This is a genomic window from Streptomyces flaveus, from assembly GCF_014647675.1.
GTDB lineage: Bacteria > Actinomycetota > Actinomycetes > Streptomycetales > Streptomycetaceae > Streptomyces > Streptomyces flaveus.
This window is the reverse complement of record NZ_BMPQ01000039.1, coordinates 1-17,194: the sequence shown is the minus strand read 5'-3', so window position 1 is coordinate 17,194 and position 17,194 is coordinate 1. Positions and strand designations below refer to the sequence as shown.

14 protein-coding genes, 1 tRNA gene and 4 pseudogenes are annotated in these 17,194 nt (G+C 68.3%); 8 read left to right on the top strand and 11 right to left on the bottom strand.

Annotated features, from left to right (window positions below):
* Positions 1-73 precede the first annotated feature (73 nt).
* The gene (locus IEZ21_RS41270) at positions 74-1,615 is read left to right on the top strand and encodes an aldehyde dehydrogenase family protein (protein ID WP_189326955.1); all 1,542 of its coding nucleotides are present in this window, start codon (positions 74-76) and stop codon (positions 1,613-1,615) included.
* 210 nt (positions 1,616-1,825) lie between these two features.
* A tRNA-Leu gene (locus IEZ21_RS41265) sits at positions 1,826-1,910 on the top strand.
* A 721-nt stretch (positions 1,911-2,631) separates the two neighbouring features.
* Here IEZ21_RS41265 and IEZ21_RS41260 read toward each other — a convergent pair.
* Positions 2,632-3,582: an MBL fold metallo-hydrolase gene (locus tag IEZ21_RS41260; protein ID WP_189326954.1), complete on the bottom strand. Its 951-nt coding sequence runs from the start codon at positions 3,580-3,582 to the stop codon at positions 2,632-2,634.
* Positions 3,583-3,664: 82 nt separating this feature from the next.
* Here IEZ21_RS41260 and IEZ21_RS41255 point away from each other — a divergent pair, with 82 nt between their 5' ends.
* Complete coding sequence (locus tag IEZ21_RS41255) at positions 3,665-4,381, top strand: TetR/AcrR family transcriptional regulator (protein ID WP_189326953.1); 717 nt, start codon at positions 3,665-3,667, stop codon at positions 4,379-4,381.
* A gap of 34 nt (positions 4,382-4,415) precedes the next feature.
* On the opposite strand, the pseudogene IEZ21_RS49015 reads toward IEZ21_RS41255, so the two are convergent.
* A pseudogene (locus tag IEZ21_RS49015) lies at positions 4,416-4,529 on the bottom strand (hypothetical protein); the annotation flags it as partial.
* An 18-nt stretch (positions 4,530-4,547) separates the two neighbouring features.
* The gene (locus IEZ21_RS47240; protein ID WP_220450467.1) at positions 4,548-4,766 is read right to left on the bottom strand and encodes a transposase; all 219 of its coding nucleotides are present in this window, start codon (positions 4,764-4,766) and stop codon (positions 4,548-4,550) included.
* Here IEZ21_RS47240 and IEZ21_RS47235 point away from each other — a divergent pair.
* Complete coding sequence (locus tag IEZ21_RS47235; protein WP_220450466.1) at positions 4,759-4,950, top strand: hypothetical protein; 192 nt, start codon at positions 4,759-4,761, stop codon at positions 4,948-4,950. The two genes, IEZ21_RS47240 and IEZ21_RS47235, sit on opposite strands and share 8 nt — an antisense overlap.
* A 148-nt stretch (positions 4,951-5,098) precedes the next feature.
* On the opposite strand, the pseudogene IEZ21_RS41245 reads toward IEZ21_RS47235, so the two are convergent.
* The 4 genes and pseudogenes from IEZ21_RS41245 to IEZ21_RS41225 all read right to left on the bottom strand — a co-directional run.
* A pseudogene (locus tag IEZ21_RS41245) lies at positions 5,099-5,189 on the bottom strand (IS5/IS1182 family transposase); the annotation flags it as partial.
* A 1,471-nt stretch (positions 5,190-6,660) separates the two neighbouring features.
* Complete coding sequence (locus IEZ21_RS41235) at positions 6,661-6,876, bottom strand: tautomerase family protein (RefSeq protein ID WP_189326952.1); 216 nt, start codon at positions 6,874-6,876, stop codon at positions 6,661-6,663.
* A 25-nt stretch (positions 6,877-6,901) separates the two neighbouring features.
* Positions 6,902-7,797 (bottom strand): annotated as a pseudogene (locus IEZ21_RS41230) (SDR family NAD(P)-dependent oxidoreductase).
* A gap of 58 nt (positions 7,798-7,855) precedes the next feature.
* A complete protein-coding gene (locus tag IEZ21_RS41225) occupies positions 7,856-8,656 on the bottom strand; it encodes an SDR family oxidoreductase (RefSeq protein ID WP_189326951.1) in 801 nt (266 codons plus the stop codon).
* A 196-nt stretch (positions 8,657-8,852) separates the two neighbouring features.
* Here IEZ21_RS41225 and IEZ21_RS41220 point away from each other — a divergent pair, with 196 nt between their 5' ends.
* The 4 genes from IEZ21_RS41220 (at position 8,853) to IEZ21_RS41205 (ending at position 12,635) form a co-directional block, all read left to right on the top strand.
* On the top strand, positions 8,853-9,725 hold the full coding sequence (locus IEZ21_RS41220) for a helix-turn-helix transcriptional regulator (protein ID WP_189326950.1): 873 nt from the start codon (positions 8,853-8,855) through the stop codon (positions 9,723-9,725).
* Between the two features lie 404 nt (positions 9,726-10,129).
* Positions 10,130-11,002, top strand: a complete 873-nt coding sequence (locus IEZ21_RS41215) for a helix-turn-helix transcriptional regulator (RefSeq protein WP_189326949.1) — start codon at positions 10,130-10,132, stop codon at positions 11,000-11,002.
* Positions 11,003-11,093: 91 nt separating this feature from the next.
* A complete protein-coding gene (locus IEZ21_RS41210; protein ID WP_189326948.1) occupies positions 11,094-11,954 on the top strand; it encodes an oxidoreductase in 861 nt (286 codons plus the stop codon).
* Positions 11,955-11,981: 27 nt separating this feature from the next.
* Complete coding sequence (locus IEZ21_RS41205) at positions 11,982-12,635, top strand: SDR family NAD(P)-dependent oxidoreductase (protein WP_189326947.1); 654 nt, start codon at positions 11,982-11,984, stop codon at positions 12,633-12,635.
* A gap of 248 nt (positions 12,636-12,883) precedes the next feature.
* Here IEZ21_RS41205 and IEZ21_RS41200 read toward each other — a convergent pair whose 3' ends face one another.
* The 4 genes and pseudogenes from IEZ21_RS41200 to IEZ21_RS41185 form a co-directional block, all read right to left on the bottom strand.
* Positions 12,884-14,062 carry a phthiocerol/phthiodiolone dimycocerosyl transferase family protein gene (locus IEZ21_RS41200; protein WP_189326946.1) on the bottom strand — a complete coding sequence of 393 codons (1,179 nt, stop codon included), beginning with the start codon at positions 14,060-14,062 and terminating at the stop codon, positions 12,884-12,886.
* Positions 14,063-14,201: 139 nt separating this feature from the next.
* Complete coding sequence (locus IEZ21_RS41195; protein WP_189326945.1) at positions 14,202-15,350, bottom strand: sigma-70 RNA polymerase sigma factor region 4 domain-containing protein; 1,149 nt, start codon at positions 15,348-15,350, stop codon at positions 14,202-14,204.
* Positions 15,266-15,859, bottom strand: a complete 594-nt coding sequence (locus IEZ21_RS41190; protein ID WP_189326944.1) for an ATP-binding protein — start codon at positions 15,857-15,859, stop codon at positions 15,266-15,268. Before IEZ21_RS41190 ends, IEZ21_RS41195 begins: the two co-directional genes overlap by 85 nt.
* Positions 15,860-15,997: 138 nt before the next feature.
* Positions 15,998-17,194: pseudogene (locus IEZ21_RS41185) on the bottom strand (hypothetical protein); the annotation flags it as partial.

Genomic DNA, 17,194 nt, shown 5'->3' with positions numbered 1-17,194 from the left:
CTTTCCGAAATCGTGTCGCCTCGCCCCGTTGTGTCCCCGCCCCCGACTGTGCACCGAGAGCGGAGCAAACCGAATGGCATCCACCCTCACCCTCAAATCAGGCACGTCCTGGGCCGACGCCTGGCAGCGTTGCCTCGCCGTAGCCCCCGAGGCGTTCCGGGACGACCGAGTCCTCAACCTCTGGAACACCGCCTGGCAGGCGGACGGCCGGGCCCTGCCCGCCACCAGCCCCGTCGACGGCACCCCGATCGCGGGGCCGCCCCGCCTCGACGCCGCCACCGCCCGGCAGGCCGTGCGCGCATCCCTCGACCAGCACCGCGCCTGGCGTCACGTACCCCTGGACGAACGCCGCTGCCGCGTCGCGGCCACCCTCGACGCCCTCACCCAGCACCGCGAACTCCTCGCACTCCTCCTCGTCTGGGAGATCGGCAAGCCCTGGCGGCTGGCGCAGGCGGACGTCGACCGGGCTGTCGACGGCGTGCGCTGGTACGTCGACGGAATCGAGCCCATGCTCGAGGGCCGGGCCCCACTGGACGGCCCGGTGTCCAACATCGCGAGCTGGAACTACCCGATGAGCGTGCTCGTTCACGCAGTACTGGTACAGGCATTGGCAGGGAACGCGGTCATCGCCAAGACCCCGACCGACGGCGGCGTCGCGTGTCTCACCCTGGCCTGCGCGCTCGCCGCACGCGAAGGGATTCCCGTCACCCTCGTCAGCGGCAGCGGAGGCGAGCTGTCGGAGGCGCTCGTGCGCGCGCCCGAGATCGGCTGCGTCTCCTTCGTCGGCGGCCGCGACACGGGCGCCGCGGTGGCCACGGCCGTCGCCGACCTCGGCAAACGACACGTACTCGAACAGGAAGGACTCAACACCTGGGGCATCTGGAACCACACGGACTGGGACGCGCTCACGGCGGTCATCCCGAAGCTCTTCGACTACGGCAAGCAGCGCTGCACGGCGTACCCGCGCTTCGTCGTCCAGCGTGCGCTGTTCGACGAGTTCCTCGCCGCGTACCTGCCGGCCGTACGCACCCTGCGGATCGGCCACCCGCTCGCGGTGGAGCAGCCCGACGACCCGTATCCCCAGCTGGACTTCGGGCCGGTGATCAACGCGGCCAAGGCGAAGGAGCTGCACGACCAGGTCGCCGAAGCCATCGACCGCGGTGCCGTCCCGCTGCACCGCGGCAAGCTCACCGACGCGCGCTTCCTGCCCGGCCAGGACACGGCGGCATACGTCCAGCCCGTCACGCTGCTCAACCCGCCGCCGTCCTCACCGCTGCACCACGCGGAGCCCTTCGGCCCGGTCGACACCATCGTCCTGGTCGACACCGAGGCCGAGCTGCTGGCTGCCATGAACGCGTCGAACGGCGCCTTGGTCGCCACCCTCTCGACCGACGACCCGGCCACGTACGAGCGGCTGGCCCCGCAGATCCGGGCGTTCAAGGTCGGCCATGGGAAACCGCGCTCCCGCGGGGACCGGGACGAGCTGTTCGGCGGCTTCGGAGCGTCGTGGCGCGGCGCGTTCGTGGGCGGCGAACTGCTCGTGCGCGCCGTCACCCAGGGCACGGCGGGGGAGAGGCTGCCCGGCAACTTCCCCGACTACCACCTGATGCCCTGAGCCCCACGGCGTGACCGGGGGAGCTCCGCACGTCGTCGGCTTGCTGCGCCTGCTCGTAGCTGTGCCGGCCCGACTACTCGCGGTGCCTTCCCCGGCTCGTCCCCTCCGCCCCTGCGCGGCCCGGATACGCAGGTGAAACGACGTCCCAAAGCTTGGTATTGTTGTCTCTGTCGCCGCGCGGAACACTCCCTGCAAGGCGGCAGACACCTGGTCCGGGTGGCGGAATGGCAGACGCGCTAGCTTGAGGTGCTAGTGCCCTTTATCGGGCGTGGGGGTTCAAGTCCCCCCTCGGACACAGACCGTATCCCCAACTTGTGCGGGTCGAGGCGAGCCTCGGCTCGCACAAGCTGTTTTTCGGGCTCGTAGGTGAGCCGGAGCCCGAGGTTCTGGTAGACGTCGACCTTGTCCTGGGGTTCGGCGTCGGCGGGTATGCCGCGGATGCTGCCGAGTGATGTGCTCATCGCGTGGATGTCCTCCTTGCTGTGTCGGTGCTTGCTGGTGGGCGTGCGGGTCCGGGCAAGGGCCTGGGCGCGGCGGGCTTGGGTCTCGGCGGTCCACTGGGCGATGAGTTTCGGGTCGATGCCCGCTTCCAGGGCTTCGCGGTAGCGGGCGATCTTGGCGTCGCATTCGGCGATCACGTGTAGGGCGTCCTCGGCCTCCGGCGCGGCGGCGGGTTCTGGCTGGGCTGCGTGCATGCGGGTGATGGTGTCGTGGAGGCGGTGCGGGGCGAAGGCTCGCGCTGGCCACGCGCATGCCTCTGCTCTTCGGCAAACGGCAGCCCGATACGCGTGGCGAACGCGGCAGGTACGTCTTGCTCAGGTACGTCGAAGATCTTGGCGTAGACCGAGGTACCGCGCCCTCGTCGACGGTGGGATTCCAAGGCGGCCGGACTCGCTGTATCCGGTTGGATCTGTGTCCTCATGACGTGGTTCTCCATCTCTTGGGGCCCTGAGCGTCGGGGGGTGTGTGACGCCGACGCATGGCGGCTGAGTTGTTGTGGATGTGCCGTGGTGGTCTCAACTGATGGCGTCGGCGTCGTAGAAGGCCCGGGCGGCGGAGCTGATCCATTCGGGCCGTTCCCAGGTGCTCCAGCGGGTGCGGGCGTCCTGGTCGATCGTGGCCGCCGACTCGTCGGCGGAGAGGCCGGCCGCCCGTAGACGACCGGCTTCGTCACGGACGTACACGAGGAAGTCACGGACATCGCGGATCAGCGACACGTCGGCCACCTCGCCGTGCCCGGGGACCACTACCTCGGGGCCAAGGGCGATGAGCTGGTCGAGCACGCTGATCCAGCGCCCCGGAGCGACGTCTGTGTCGTGCGGCGGGAAGTACGGCGTGATCGGGAAGATACGGGTCTCGAACAGGTCGCCCCCGAACAGCACGCGGTCGTCGATGAGCACGACCTGGTCGGAGGCAGTGTGGGCTGGGCCGACGGTGCGCAGTACCGCTGTGCGGCCACCGAGGTCGATCTCGGCCTGGCCGTCGTAGACGAGGTCGGGGTCGACGAGCTCGACCCCGTCGAGCGCGCCCGCGACGTTCGGGCCCAGTCCCCGGAACATGCCGAGGTAGCCGGAGCCCTTGCGGTGCAGCTCGTCGCGCTGCCCGCGGTTGTAGACGATCGTCGCGGCGCCCTTGAATGCCTGCGCGCCGAAGCCGTGCTCGGGGTGGAAGTGCGTGACGGTCAGGTACAGGCGCCGTTCACCGGCAAGATGTCGGGCCTGCTTCAGGACGTATGCACCGTTGGCAGGACCCATGCCGGTGTCGATGACCAGCGCGGCCTTCTCGCCCACGACGATGCCGACGTTCGGGACGAGCTCCACCCGCTGGTCGGGGATCACATGGACACCGTCGGCGACCTGGACCGGCTCGCCGCGCACGATCGGCGCAGGCCCGCTGCTCACGTCGGGCGCGCCCTGTGTGGTCGGCTCGGTGCTCGCGGTACCCGGCGAAGGTTTGGTGGTGGACATGGCCACTCTCCAATCTAATCAGTGTTCAGATTGAGTATGTCTCGACCGTAGCACTTAATCTGAACACTGTTAAGATCAAGCCATGAGTAAGAGGCAGTACCACCACGGAGAGCTGCGGAACACCCTGCTGGACGCGGCTGAGGTGCTGGTCCGCGAAAATGGAGTCGTGGGCTGGTCACTGCGGGAGGCCTCGGCCCGGGTCGGAGTCAGCCCTAGCGCCGCCTACCACCACTTCACCTCACGCGATGCACTGGTCAACGCCCTGTCGGTGCGGGTGCTCGCCCGGCTCGGGGAACGTATGAGCAGCGCCGCCGCGCAGGCGGCCGGACCGGGCGTCGACACTCAACAGGGCATCATCGCAGCAGGTTGCGCCTACGTCCGCTGGGCGCTGGAAGACCCGGCGGTCGCCCGCCTGGCCTTCGGTTTCGGAGCCCAGGACTCTGAAGCGATGATCGCACCGCACCCGCACGACGTGATCGAAGCCGAACTCGACCGGCTCGTGGCCACCGGTGCCCTGAACGCCACGGCCCGCCCCGGAGCCGAGTTCGCCATCTGGGCAGCCATGCATGGACTCGCTACTCTCCTCGCCGACGGGCTCATGATCCTCGACGGCCCCGAGGCCGCCGACCTGCAGACGGAACGCCTCCTCCGGGCTGTCCTCACCGGCCTGACGCAAGAGACCGCACCATCCCAGGGGCGGCCGACAGCGCACTCCGCTCACACCGAGCGCCGGACCAGGCGGCAAGGCAACAGCACCCCGGACGAGCCGTCGGCGACCGCCCCAACCCGGCTGCAATGATGCTGGTCACCTTGCCCTTGCGGCAGTGCTCTCCGTCGCACCGTGCGGTCGCTGCGACCTCGGAGGATGAGCAGCTCTTGAGCTGGGAGCAGATGCAGACGTTCTTGCGCTCGACATGCCAGTCGATCATCACGCCGTTACCGCCGTAGCGGGCGTGGGTACTCGGTCATGAAGTTCGACGACCAAGACCCGAACTTCTCGCTGTTGTTCGCGCATGCGGCGCCTTGGCCCACCATGCGGTGTCGCGGACGCCGAAGGTGGCGTTCACCAGCTTCGTCACGGCGGCCCGCAGGTTGTCGATGGCGATGAAGTGCCGGCGTACGGGCCACAATGCGGCCTCGGCCTCGCCGTGTTCGCCGGTCGCCACGATCGCCCGGATGCCCATGTTGGGTGCCCAGCGCGAACAGCGCCAGGAGGAGGCGGCGTTGGAGGGTGGCGCGGTCGATGCGCTCGTATGCGGCCACCGAGGAGAACTCGTCGGTGAAGCCGGTGAGGACGTCGGCGTTCCTCAGCACGTCCAGCCGGTCGAGCACGCCCCGCGGCGTACGACCTCGTCCTTGAGCACCTGAAGGCCGGTGGGCTCGTCCATGTGAGCAGAAAGCCCGATGATCCGCCCATGACCGAGCGGCCGTCACGATCCGCTTGCCGGTGGGGCTCGATGCGGTCGACGCGGCACTGCACGTGAGGTCGACCGTTGGGGCTGGGCGTGGTGGCGGTCGTTGGAGGGGTCATGCCTCGTTTGGTGACCGGCGACCATGGGCTTCAAGCCTTCGCTGCCGTGGGTGTTGGTGGCGGAGAGGCCGATGAGCGTGGTCGGGCTCCTCATGGTCGTCACGGACACCGACGGAAGACTGCTGTTCTACAACCCGACCGAAGGCGGTGCGACCCCACTGATTGGTGACGGTGAATGACGTATCACACTCCGCCATACGCCGGGTCAGGCGCGTCATGCGGGCCTGCAGGGCGCGTCGGCTGAGCGGACGCTGCGCATCGCCGAGAAGGAGGCACAGGTCGTGGCAGCACCATGGATGCCTCACAGCCTGTATGAGCTCCAGAATAATTTCCTGGGAGCCGTGCTTTATGTTCAGTGCGAGCCTCAGGCGTTCGCGGGTGTCGTCTGTGGAATGAAGTGGGGAAAGCGCTGCCAGCCAGCGCCGCTCGGCGGCTATTCGGCTGGCCAGCTCCTTGGGGGACGTACTGCGGGATAATACGTTGGCGGCGCCGGCCCGCAGCAAAGGGACCGAGTCAGTGCCATCGGGTACCAGGGCGACGACCGTGGACAGCCTGCTGAGTACGTGAACCCGCTGTGGCAGGTCAGAAATGAGGCTGATGTCCGGCACATCCAGAAGTGCCAGCGGGCGCGGTCGGCGCAGTAGGGAAAGGTAGGCGCCGATCGATCCCCATGGATGGGGAAACGTCGGCATGATCTGCTGGCTCCTCATATCGCGCAGCAAGGCTGCTGTTCCGTCCCGCTGCATCGAGAAAACCGCGTCGACCGGGCCTGGCATTCCTGAGTCGGCCGATGGGGAATCCATCGCCCCGTAAAGAGTCTGAGGGATGAGCATTACCGAAACCCGACGTAGTGCAGATAGTGGATGATGACTAAGAGCATCGGGGAATTATTGAACCGCGTACAGTCAAGGCGATGTTCATAAAGTGCTCAACCAGTAGTCATGATCTTTCATCGAGTGCGCTGCGTGGTGGCGCGCTCACTCTCTTGTCGTGAATTGCGGAGAAGGTGTGAACATCGACCAGTTGTCGGCGGACGGTTGGTGCGATGATCGAGCCCGGCCTCATCTCGCTCACTCCGTCTCGCTGCCTCTTTTGTACTTTTAACCAGATCTTGAGCCCATATTGCATCGAGGTGAGCAAATACCGGCCACTTGGTGATCAAATTTCTGCGCTTGGGACAAGCGATGTCCGCGGTGATCCTTCCGTTGCGAGAACACGGTGGTGCCACCCAGTACAAGTGCATCCAGGGAAGCTCGGAATGCGTAACACGAATAGTCCAACCATCGGGCGCTTAGGTAAGATCTCGGATCCGCGGGAAGTCAGGCGTCGATCGATCGCCGGAGCAAACGGGCGGACAGTCAACCGGACCCGGGGCCGCCCCACTGTGGAAGGGCGGCGCCGGGGCCGATGGTGCTCAGCCCCAGTCTTGATCTGGGAGACGTTGCCGCTGCTGAGGCGGACGGGCGGGGCGACCCTGAGATCCGGTGGCGGGTCCCGACCGGGCGGCGGCCTGTGCCGACTGAGTCTGCCGTGGGTGTCTGGAGGCGTCAGGCCTCGGGCGATTGCTCGAGCATGGCGAGTGTCAGGACGTTGCCGCCGATGCCCCAGCCGCCGTCGGTGACCTCCTCGACCAGGACCATGGTGTTGGCGCGGGCCCGTTCGCCGTAGATCTCGACGTAGAGTTCGGTGGCGCGGGTGACGATCTTCTCCTTCTGCTTCTCGTCGAGGGTGCCGGCAGGGACCTTGAAGTTGGCGAACGGCATGATGGTTCTCTTTTCTGGGATGGAGTTACAGGGAGCTGCCTGCGGTGAGCAGGTCGTCCAGCCCGACGCGGCGGAAGAAGTCGGCACGGACACGGTCGGCGACCGCGGAGACGACTTCGTTGCCGGCACGGCTGGGGTCTATGTGGGTGCGCAGCGGCCGGGTGCCTGCGGGCATGGCCAACAGGCGTACGACGGCGTCGGCGACCTGCGCGGCGTCCGCGTCCAGTGGGATGAGCGCGGCCAGTCTCTTGTCGGGTCCGGCCAGCAGGGCGCCGTAGCGCTCGTCGTAGGCGGCCGCGCGGTCGGTGTCGGCGGGGGCACTGGCATGGAGGAAGTGGTTGGTGCCGGAGGTGAAGGCGCCGGGGACGACGATGGCACTGTCGATGCCGAAGCGCAGCACTTCGGTGGCGTAGCTGGCGGCCAGGGCGTCCATGGTCGCCTTCGCGGTGAAGCAGGGGCCGACGAACGGCGGGCAGCCGCCGCGGGTGCTGGAGGAGCTGAGCCACACCAGCAGACCCGCGCCCTGGGCGCGCAGGTGGGGGAGCGCGGCGCGGTTGACGCGCTGGGTGCCCAGGACGTTGATGTCGTAAAGGTCCGCGAGCTGGTCCGGGGTGAAGTCCTCGGTCGGTCCGGTGGTCATGTGCCCGGCGTTGTGGACGACCGCGTCCAGCCGGCCGTGGGCGGCCAGGATGTGGGCGATGGCGGCGTCGGCGGATTCCTGGGAGGTGACGTCGAGTTCGACGGCGTGCAGGTCGGCGGCGTAACGCCTCAGGTCGTCCACGGCGGGCGCGTTGCGGGTGGCCGTCTGCCGGATTTCGCGTAGACCGTGTGGCCGGCACGGGCGAGAGCGCGTGCGATCAGCGCGCCGAAGCCACTGGAGGCCCCGGTCACCAGGATGGTTCTGGTCGTGTCGGAGGGCATGGCGGTCCCTGCGAGGAGAGTGGGTGCGGAATACGTACGGCAAAGGCGCCGTGGTCGGTCAGATGATGCCGCCGTTGGCGCGAATGACCTGGCCGTTGACCCAGTGGCCGGCCGGCGAGGCGAGGAAGGCGACGACCTCGGCGATGTCAGCGGGGGTGCCAAGCCGTTCCAACGGGGACTGGGCGGCCAAGCGGGCGATGGTCTCCTCGTCCTTGCCATCGAGGAACAGGTCGGTGGCCGTTGGACCGGGGGCGACGGCGTTGACGGTGACGTCCCGGCCGCGCAGCTCTCGGGCGAGGATCATAGTGAGCGCCTCGATGGCACCTTTGCTGGCGCTGTAGGCACCGTAGCCGGGAAAGGCCAGGCTTACTACGGAAGTTGAGAAGGCGACCATTGCCCCGCCACTGCGGATCTTCCGGGCGGACTGCTGGGCGACGACGAAGCTCCCGCGGATGTTGGTTCGGTGGACCGCGTCCAGCTCCGCCAGGTCCAGGTCGGCGACAGGGGCCAAGTACAGTCGGCCGGCCGCGTGGACGACTACGTCGACACCGCCGAACTCGGATTCGGCGGTGTCGAACAGCGTGGCCACTTGCTGCTCGTCGGCGACGTCCGCCTGGACGGCGATGGCCCGGCCGCCGGCGGCGGTGACCTCCTTGGCGGCGGCCTCGGCCAGATCACGATTGCCCGCGTAACCGACCACGACGGCGAATCCGTCGGCGGCCAGTCGACTCACCGTCTCGCGGCCGATACCGCGGGAGCCTCCGGTGACGATGGCGACGCGGGGCTGGTCCGCATGGTGGTTGAGCGCGCTGCGGCTCGCCGAGGTTTCTTGAGAGGACGCGGTTTCTTGGGAGGACATGGAGACTCCTGTGGGAGATGCCAGAGGCGGGGATGCCACGACGGGTGGATCGGGGTGGGGGCGTCGGCGTTGTCACCGGCTGCTCCCTGCTTGCGTCTCCAGCGTGGGCCGGTGCTGCCGCGACAGCCATGGCTGTCTCTACCCAGGGGTTGCCACCCCCTGGCTCAGAACGCCGGTGCGAGTGACGATAGGCAGCGTGAACCACTCCGAACTCGCCGCGTTTCTGAAGTCCCGGCGCGCCCGAATCCGCCCGTCCGACGTCGGCCTGCCAACCGGTCCGCGGCGCCGGGTGCCCGGACTGCGACGCGAGGAGGTCGCCCAGCTGGCGGGCCTGTCCGCCGACTACTACACCGAGTTGGAACGTGGACGCGGCACCCAGCCCTCCGCTCAGGTGCTGGCCGCGCTGGCCCGGGCGCTGCGTTTGAACGGCGACGAACGCGATCACCTGTTCCACCTCGCCGACCGGATGGTCCCCCCGGCTGCGCACGGCCCGGCCGCGCACGTCCAGCCTGGACTGCTCGGCCTGCTGGACCAGCTGACCACCACTCCCGCCCAAGTCATCACCGACCTGCACGAAACCCTCGTCCAAAACCCCCTGGCAGTCGCGCTCGTCGGCCGGCCCCCGGCGGCGCGCGGCCCCGCGGCAAGCTTCGTCTACCGCTGGTTCACCGATCCCGATGCCCGCACCCTCTACCCGGCCGAGGACCACCCCTACCACTCCCGGGTCTTCGTCGCCGACCTACAGGCGGTTGCCGCCCGGCGCGGCCACGACACCGAAGTGACCCAGATGGTGGCCGCGCTTCGACGGCGCAACCAGGAGTTCGCCGGACTGTGGGACACCCACGACGTCGCCCTCCGACGGACCGACCACAAACGCATCGTGCACGCCACGCTGGGCGTCATCGAGCTGGACTGCCACAGCCTGTTCAGCGAGGACGGACGCCAGCGTCTGCTGTGGTTCAGCGCCCCACCCGGCACCGAAGGCGCCGCCCAGCTGCAACTTCTCTCCGTCATCGGCACCCAGGACATGACTCCCAGCGCGAACGAACTCGGACGGCCACAGGCCTGAGCAGGGTCTGGAAGCGGCACGGTAGCGGCCAGACCGGGCGCGCGGGTACGCGCCGCGCGCAGGTTCAACGAGCGGGAGGCGCACTTGCGGTGCCGTACCGTCCACAATGAAGGCGCCGCCTCGTGGGGCAGTGAATGGTGGAACAACGCTGCGCGTACGGGCCTGTCAGAAGCCGGGCGAGCGCACCGAACGACTGGAGGCCTTCGGCGTGGCCTGGCGCGCCGCCCGCTCTCGGCGCCCGCATAGCCGGGGTCGCCAGGACGCCGACGACGATCCCGCGAGACCGCTGAGACCGGACAAGCACGGGGTGAGGTCCCGTTCCGCCCGGGCATGGCGATCCTAGGAGTATCGCGGCCCCCCTGCGCTGCTGCATGGAGTGTGGTGCCGGGGCTACCGTCGATGGCATGGACAGCGACAACCTTCTGGGGCAGTTTCTGCGAGCTCGACGCGGCCTTGTGCGGCCCGAGGAGCAGGGCGTGCCCGTGATCGGCCACCGCCGTGTGGCGGGCTTGCGCCGGGAAGAAGTGGCCATGCTGTCCGGGCTGAGCACCGACTACTACGTGCGCCTGGAACAGGGCCGCGAGAGAAACCCCTCGGTGCAGGTGGTCGACGCGCTGGCCCGAGCACTGATGCTGGACGACGACGCGATCGCCCATCTGCACCGGCTGGCCCGGCCCGTGCCGGGACGCTCCCGCAAGAACACCCGGCGCCAGCGGATCAGTCCCGCTCTGCTGCAGATGATGAACAGCTGGACCGGCACACCTGCCGTGATCCTGGGGCGCCGTATGGAGGTGCTGGCGCACAACCCCCTGGGCGGCGCCCTGTTCGCCGGCCACACCTACAGCGGGGACCTGATGCGGCTCGTCTTCCTCGACCCCGACGCCCGGGATTTCTACCCGGACTGGGACCGGGTTGCCGCCAACACGGTCGGCGGCCTGCGCGAGGCAGCGGGAACCGACTACGACGACCCGCAGTTGATCGAGCTGGTGGGCGAGTTGTCACTCAAGAGTGAAGCGTTCCGTACGTTGTGGGCGCGTCATGACATCCGCCAGAAGAGGCATGAGACCAAACGCTTCCGGCATCCGGTCGTCGGCGAACTCACCCTGCACTACGAGTCCTTGACCATCAACAGCGCGCCGGGTCAGCAACTTGTCGTCTACCAGGCCGAGCCCGGCAGCTCCTCCGCCCACGCACTGTCGCTGCTCGGCAGCCTCACCGCGACGGAGACGTCGCAACCTTCGGATTCCGTGCGGCAGGACATCGCCGCAGACGACTGAGTTCACTCCGGCCGCATTCCTTGGGTCCCGCCGCGCCCGTATGCCGCGGCGTCTCACTCAACGACGCGCTCAACGAAGGGATATATCCCCTATGTCAGTAGATGCTACGCCCGTCTGGTTCATCACGGGCTGCTCGACCGGACTCGGCCGCGCCCTGGCCAATGCGGTTCTCGACCGGGGTTGGCGAGCGGTGGTCACCGCCCGCGCCCCGCGGTCAGTGGCGGACATCGTCGCCCGCCACGAGGACCGAGCACTGGGCCTCGCGCTCGATGTCACCGATGCCCAACAGATCGGTGAGGCCGTCGCGGCCGCGCAGGAGTCCTTCGGCCACATCGACGTACTCGTCAACAATGCGGGCTACGGCTACCTCGCGGCGCTCGAGGAGGGCGAGGACGATGAGATCCGCGCCCTGTTCGACACGAACGTCTTCGGCCTTGTGGATGTCACGCGCGGCGTTCTGCCGGGAATGCGCGCCCGCCGCCGCGGCCACATCGTCAACGTCTCCTCTCTCGGCGGCCTGGCCGCCTTCGGCGCCACGGGTTACTACCACGCCACCAAATTCGCCGTCGAAGGGCTCTCCGAATCGCTCGCGGCCGAGGTGTCACCGCTGGGCATCAACGTGACGATCGTCGAGCCCGGAGCCTTCCGCACCAACTGGTCCGGCCCCTCCATGCGCCAGTCGGCCACGCAGATCGACGACTACGCGGACACCGCCGGCGCCCGCCGCAAGAGCACCCTGGACACCTACGGGCACCAGCCCGGCGACCCCGAACGCGCCGCCGCCGCCATCGTCGAAGCGGTGCAGTCCGAAAACCCCCCGCTGCGCCTGCTCCTGGGCAAGGTCGCTCTCGACGTCGCCCTGGCCCGGCTCGACACCCTCAAGACCAACTTCACCGCATGGCGCGACGTCACCCTCAGCGCCGACTACCCCGAGGACCGCACCACTGTCTGACGGGAACGACCTCACACTGGAGGAGACATGCCCACCCTGGCGATCATCGGAGCAGGACCGAACCTCGGCCTGGCCACCGCCGCCAGATTCGGCGCGGAAGGTTTCGACGTAGGCCTGGTCGCACGCAACCGCGACCGGCTGCAGAACATGCAGGACACACTGAAGAAGGAAGGCATCACTGCCTGCGGCGCGGCGACGGACATCACTCGTTCGCAGGCCGCAGCCGCGGCACTGACGGAGTTGGCGGAGCGCCTCGGCCCGATCGAGGTTCTGCTGTACAGCCCGCTGCCTTCCCTGGACTGGATCAAGCCCGTCACCCACACCGCCTCCGAGGACGTCCGACTGTCACTGGGACTGAGCGTCCTCGGCGCCATCGACTCGGTTCAGGCCGTGCTGCCCGCCATGCGGGAGCGTGGCCGAGGAACCCTTCTGTTCACCACAGGAGGTGCCGCCGTAGCACCCAGCGCCACGCGTGCCAGTTCCGCCGTCTCCTACGCCGCGGAGGTGGCGTACGCCCGTCTGCTGCACGAAGAGCTGAGCCCCGAAGGCATACGTGTGGCACACACTGCGATCGTCGGCGCCCTTGGCCCCGGGCTACAGCATGAGCCCGCGACGGTGGCCGAACTCCTGTGGCGACAGCATGCCGAGGGCGGCGACTTCCAAACCGTCTGCGCGAGATGAAGCCATTGGCCCACAGGGTCGTGCACCGGGACTCGACGTTCGGATGTGGTGCGGCTCGCGCGGGCCGCGTTGTCCGGGCATTTCGCGGTGCGCGGTCAGAGACGAGGCCGGCTGGGGCACTTCGCTGGTGTCGGGGGATCAGCCGGTGCCGCAGATGGCTGACAGCAGCCGTTCTCGGGTCAACTCCAAGAGCTCGGGCACCGGGTTGAAGCTCGTGTGCAGAATGCGCAGTGTGCCGGCGAGTGTACTCAAACCGAGGGTCTGTTCCCCTCGAATCCGAAGAGGACCGAAGGTCCCCACAGGCTTTCGAGGGTCAACGAACCGTAGGACGTCCCGATGGGCAGGGCTCCGAGATTGGTGAGCAGCAGTTCGTGGGGTGCGGCGGCGGCGAGCATACCGGCCATGTCGGCCGGGGCCGGGCGGCTTCGCAGGACGCCTGTCCACAGAGCGAGCGACTGAAGCAGCGCGCTCTTGCGGCGGAACGGGGCGAGGGTGTCGGTGAAGGACCGGGCCGCCTCCCACGGGTCGCTCCACTTGCCGACCTGTGCGGTGGTGGCCGGGGCAAGGATGTTTCCCATGCCTTCAGCCGGCGCGGGAAGGAGCCCGCGCAGGCTGAGGGGCGAGTGCACCCGCAGCGGGACGGTCGACCAGTCCGCGTTGAGTTCGGCCGCCGCGCCCAGGGCCGCGGCGGCGACAGCACCGTGCACGGTCGTGCCTTCTGCCCGGGCGCATTTGCGCAGTGTCGCTGTCTGGGTCTGGGTCAGAGTGGCGGCATCGATGGAGAGCGCGGCGTCCGGGTCGGGTGTCCGGTAGATGCCGGGTCTGTCGGAGAGGGGGATGTCCATGCCACTCGGCAGAGTCGCGGCTGCGGCGGCGATCTCTCGAGCCAGGAAGTGGTCCACCGGATGTCCAGGATGCCCTTCGGCCGCCCCTTCGGCCGCTCCCTCGATGCGCCCGCCGCTGACGAGGGTCAGCAGGTCTCGTACGAGATATGCCTGTGACAGCCCGTCGACCACCGCATGGTGCGCGACGAGAACCAGCGCGCATCGTTCGGGGTTGTACAGCAGGACGGCCCGTACGGGCGGCATCGCGGCCGCATCGACTCCGTGGCGCATTTCGGCGGCCAGTTCGTGTTGCCACCCGGTCGCCGCCAGGTCGGTCACTCGCAGCGGAATCTGTGCGGTGTGGCCGAACGAGAGCCGGGGGCCGTTGCCGCTGTCGCGGATACGGGCGCCGAGGAGGGCGTGGCGGCGCTGGAGGGTGTTCAGCGCCGTTCGCCACTCATGCACCTCGGTGGGGCCCGCGATCTCGATGGCGGTGGCCGAGTGGGTGGGGCGGTTCTGGTTCATCAGCCACATGAAGTGTTCAGCCACGCCGAGCGGCCGTTCTGCGGGCATGCTGGTGGACTGTGCTGGGGCCGTGGTCACGATGGTGCTCCTCGGGCGAACGTGGTCCGCACACGCTCCGGATCTGGTGGGTGTGCGGACGGTGGACACAGCTCCACTCTCAGCCGCCGACCAGGCCCGGACCAGCCCTTTCCCTGTCCGCTAGTTGTTCACTTCGCGCTCAGTCGACCTTCACTCCCGGCGCACCCGCGTCGTGCTCCAGCTCCCACAGCCGGTCGGCCACGCGTGTGAGCCCACGGCTGAGGTGTCTGCGGTAGGTGCTGAACGGCAGGCGGAGCTGCTCCGCCGACTGCTCCTGCGAGGTGGCGCCATGGAAGAACGTCGCGGCCAGGGCCCGGTGCAGTCGCGCATCGCGCGGATCCGCGCTCAGCTGGTCGACGGCGTCGGTGAGCCTCTCCCGCAGGACCTCCACGGGGTCGTCGGAGTTCTGGTCGGTCACCAGACGACTGCGGATCAGAGGGCTTTTGGCCAGTGCGTCGGTCCGGTGCCACATACGCAGAGCGCCGCGTACCTCACTGTCGAACTCGGGCCGGGACAGCACGGCCACCTCGGGCACGACCGTTGCCCGGCGGCTCTGCGGCCCGAACAGCTCTTCCTGCGCCGTGAATTCGAGCCAGGCGTCCATCGGCATGCTGCGCCAGTCATGAGCGAACAATGTCCAGGAGCGGTCGCCGAGTGCCACTTCGCCCTCGTCCTGGAGAGCGTGATGGTCGGAGTAGGTCATCAACGGTTCCCAGAAGGCCGCGTCCTCGAAAGCGACGAAGGACCACGCGCGCCGGTCGACGTCGATGAACCCGGCGAGTACCCGGTGCATCATCAAATCCATCACTGGGGAAGGCCGCTGGTAGGCCGTCGGGTGCACCATGAACCGTGCGACAGCGATGTGCTCCCCCGTGCGCACCGGCCCACGTCGGTGTGTGTGCTGCCAGGCTGCTGCCACCACCGGGTCGGTCTTCAGCTCCGCGTCGACGGGCTCGGTCAGGCGCAGCCAGGCGACGAATGCGACGGCGTCACCGGTCGCGGAGTCCCGGTGAACATGGAACGCCTCCGGTTGCCGGTCCAGCCAGAACTCCACCGCGGCCGCGGCCGCCGGACCTTCGGCCTCATGTGCCAGACGCAGCACTGTTGGTGCGTCACCGGGGCGCAGGCTGTCCTCGAACACTCCTCCGTCACCGCTGAAGACGAAGAACCTGGGGGTGACGCCGCCCGCACGGTGCAGGTATTTCACCGCCTCCATGGCCGGCAGCACGCCGTTGCCCGCGGCTGTGCGGGCGCGTTCGAGGAGATGGGCCCGCAGCCGGTGGTGCATGGCCTCGTATTCCTGCGGGTCACGCCAGCGCAGATCGGAGTCGAGCGCTTCGCGGACCACATCATGTGGGAAAAGACCGTCCGGGCCGGAATCGACGAACGGCTGATCACGCAGCCAGTCGAAGAGCGCTGCCGGATCTTCGTCCGGGAGTTCATCAGTACATCGGCGGCCTTTTCCTCGAAGGCCGCAGGCATCGGAAGCAGAGTCCGGCCGTCGAGGTGGATCACCGTGCGTCCCTGGGCCTCTGCCTCCTCGGCGAACCGCAGGAGCAGCGCGGATTTACCCACACCACCCGGCCCGTGGACGTGCATCACCGCGGGCGCCCCAGGCTTGCCTTCGAGCGCCTCCCGGTAGATCTCCAGCTCTTCCGATCGCCCGACGAAGGCGCCTCTACGCGCCGTCCGCAGTCGCACGCTCAGCGCGGTCTGCTGAGCCCCGTCGCGGATCACCAGCTCGCCGTGGGGCGGGTGATAGGCACTCACGAGCGTCTCCTTGCCCAGTTCGTTCACGACACAGTTCACGCACGATGGCCGGGCCTGGTTCGGAGCGAACCCCTTCCACGGTCACTCGGGCTTTCCATGAGGTACGACAACTGCCAGGCGGCGCGGATCTCCCACGCCCGGCCTGCCGCAGCCGAGTTGCCTGCCTCACCGTTCTGCTGATCGGTCCAGGCCAACGGTGATCGGTGCTCCGCTCAGTTCATGACTCCACAAAACATCGGTGACGTGCTTCACGGCGGCGGTCAGATGCCGGCGGTAGGTGCTGAAGGACATTCCGAGGCGCCTGGCCGCCGCTTCTTGGGTGGGGGCGGCCTTGCTGTACGTGGTCGTGACGACGAGGTGACGTTTCTCCCCACCACGCTCTTCCAGCACGGTATCGATGGCACGCAGCAGGACGTCATGGAGGCTCCAGCCCGTCTCCGCGACCAGGCGGCCGCGGCTGAGGGGGTTCGCCGCAAGCTCATTGGGCCACCACAGTGCACGCAGGGCGTCCCGTACGGCGGTGTCGAACTCCGGCCGGGACAGCACCATGTGTTTCCCCCGCTTTTGCGGAGTTCGGGCCGGAGATGTGACGGCACCCGCGCCCGCCAGCAGAGCTTCGTTCTCCGCCAACCACACCACGGCGGACTGGGTACGCCAGTCGCGGGCGAACAGGCGGTACCCGTGGTCGCCGACCACGGGTCTGGCATCGGTCGGCATCATGCCCTTGTGCCCGAGGTAACCGTTCCAGAACCCGTCGTCCCGCATGACGACGAACGACCATGCGAGATGGTCAGCCCGGATGATCTCTCCCATCACGCGCCACTGGGCCAGATTGTTGGAGGCCGAGGGCCGCTGGTACGCCTGCGGGTCCACGTGGAACCGCGCGATGGCCATGTGCTCCCCTGCTCTCAGCGGCGTGCCGGCGTGTGCGTGGGCCCAGGCGGCGGCCACCACCGGATCGACGTCCTCCCCCTCCGGCCCGCTGAGCCGCAGCCAAGCTGAGCAGGCAACGATGTCATCGGTCCGGGTCGATCGGTAGACACTGAACGCTTCGGGCTGCCGGTCCAGCCAGAAGCGGGCAATCGCGGCGGACTCGGCACCTTCTGCCTCATGGATCAGTTCCACCACGCGCATCTCGTCGGCAGGAGCACAGGGCAGTTCCCGCACCAGGCCGTCGGGGTGCCAGTCGATGGTGTCCAATACATGGCCGACGGACCGCTCCAGGTACACCAGGGCGTGCACTGCCTGGAGCATCTGTGCGGCGGGCGCCTCCCGGACCCGGCCGAGCAGATACTGGTGCATCCGCCGATGGAGGGCGGCGAATCCGTCGGAATCTCGCCAGCGGAGATCGGCTGCCAGTAC

Bases quoted from the DNA above. Each gene is read 5' to 3' on its own strand.
- IEZ21_RS41255 (WP_189326953.1), top strand. From the start codon at position 3,665: ATGAGTAAGAGGCAGTACCACCACGGAGAGCTGCGGAACACCCTGCTG.
- IEZ21_RS41260 (WP_189326954.1), bottom strand. From the start codon at position 3,582: ATGTCCACCACCAAACCTTCGCCGGGTACCGCGAGCACCGAGCCGACC.
- IEZ21_RS41235 (WP_189326952.1), bottom strand. From the start codon at position 6,876: ATGCCGTTCGCCAACTTCAAGGTCCCTGCCGGCACCCTCGACGAGAAG.
- IEZ21_RS41225 (WP_189326951.1), bottom strand. From the start codon at position 8,656: ATGTCCTCCCAAGAAACCGCGTCCTCTCAAGAAACCTCGGCGAGCCGC.
- IEZ21_RS41195 (WP_189326945.1), bottom strand. From the start codon at position 15,350: ATGCACCACCGGCTGCGGGCCCATCTCCTCGAACGCGCCCGCACAGCC.
- IEZ21_RS41210 (WP_189326948.1), top strand. From the start codon at position 11,094: ATGTCAGTAGATGCTACGCCCGTCTGGTTCATCACGGGCTGCTCGACC.
- IEZ21_RS47240 (WP_220450467.1), bottom strand. From the start codon at position 4,766: ATGGGCATCCGGGCGATCGTGGCGACCGGCGAACACGGCGAGGCCGAG.
- IEZ21_RS41215 (WP_189326949.1), top strand. From the start codon at position 10,130: ATGGACAGCGACAACCTTCTGGGGCAGTTTCTGCGAGCTCGACGCGGC.
- IEZ21_RS41270 (WP_189326955.1), top strand. From the start codon at position 74: ATGGCATCCACCCTCACCCTCAAATCAGGCACGTCCTGGGCCGACGCC.
- IEZ21_RS47235 (WP_220450466.1), top strand. From the start codon at position 4,759: ATGCCCATGTTGGGTGCCCAGCGCGAACAGCGCCAGGAGGAGGCGGCG.
- IEZ21_RS41205 (WP_189326947.1), top strand. From the start codon at position 11,982: ATGCCCACCCTGGCGATCATCGGAGCAGGACCGAACCTCGGCCTGGCC.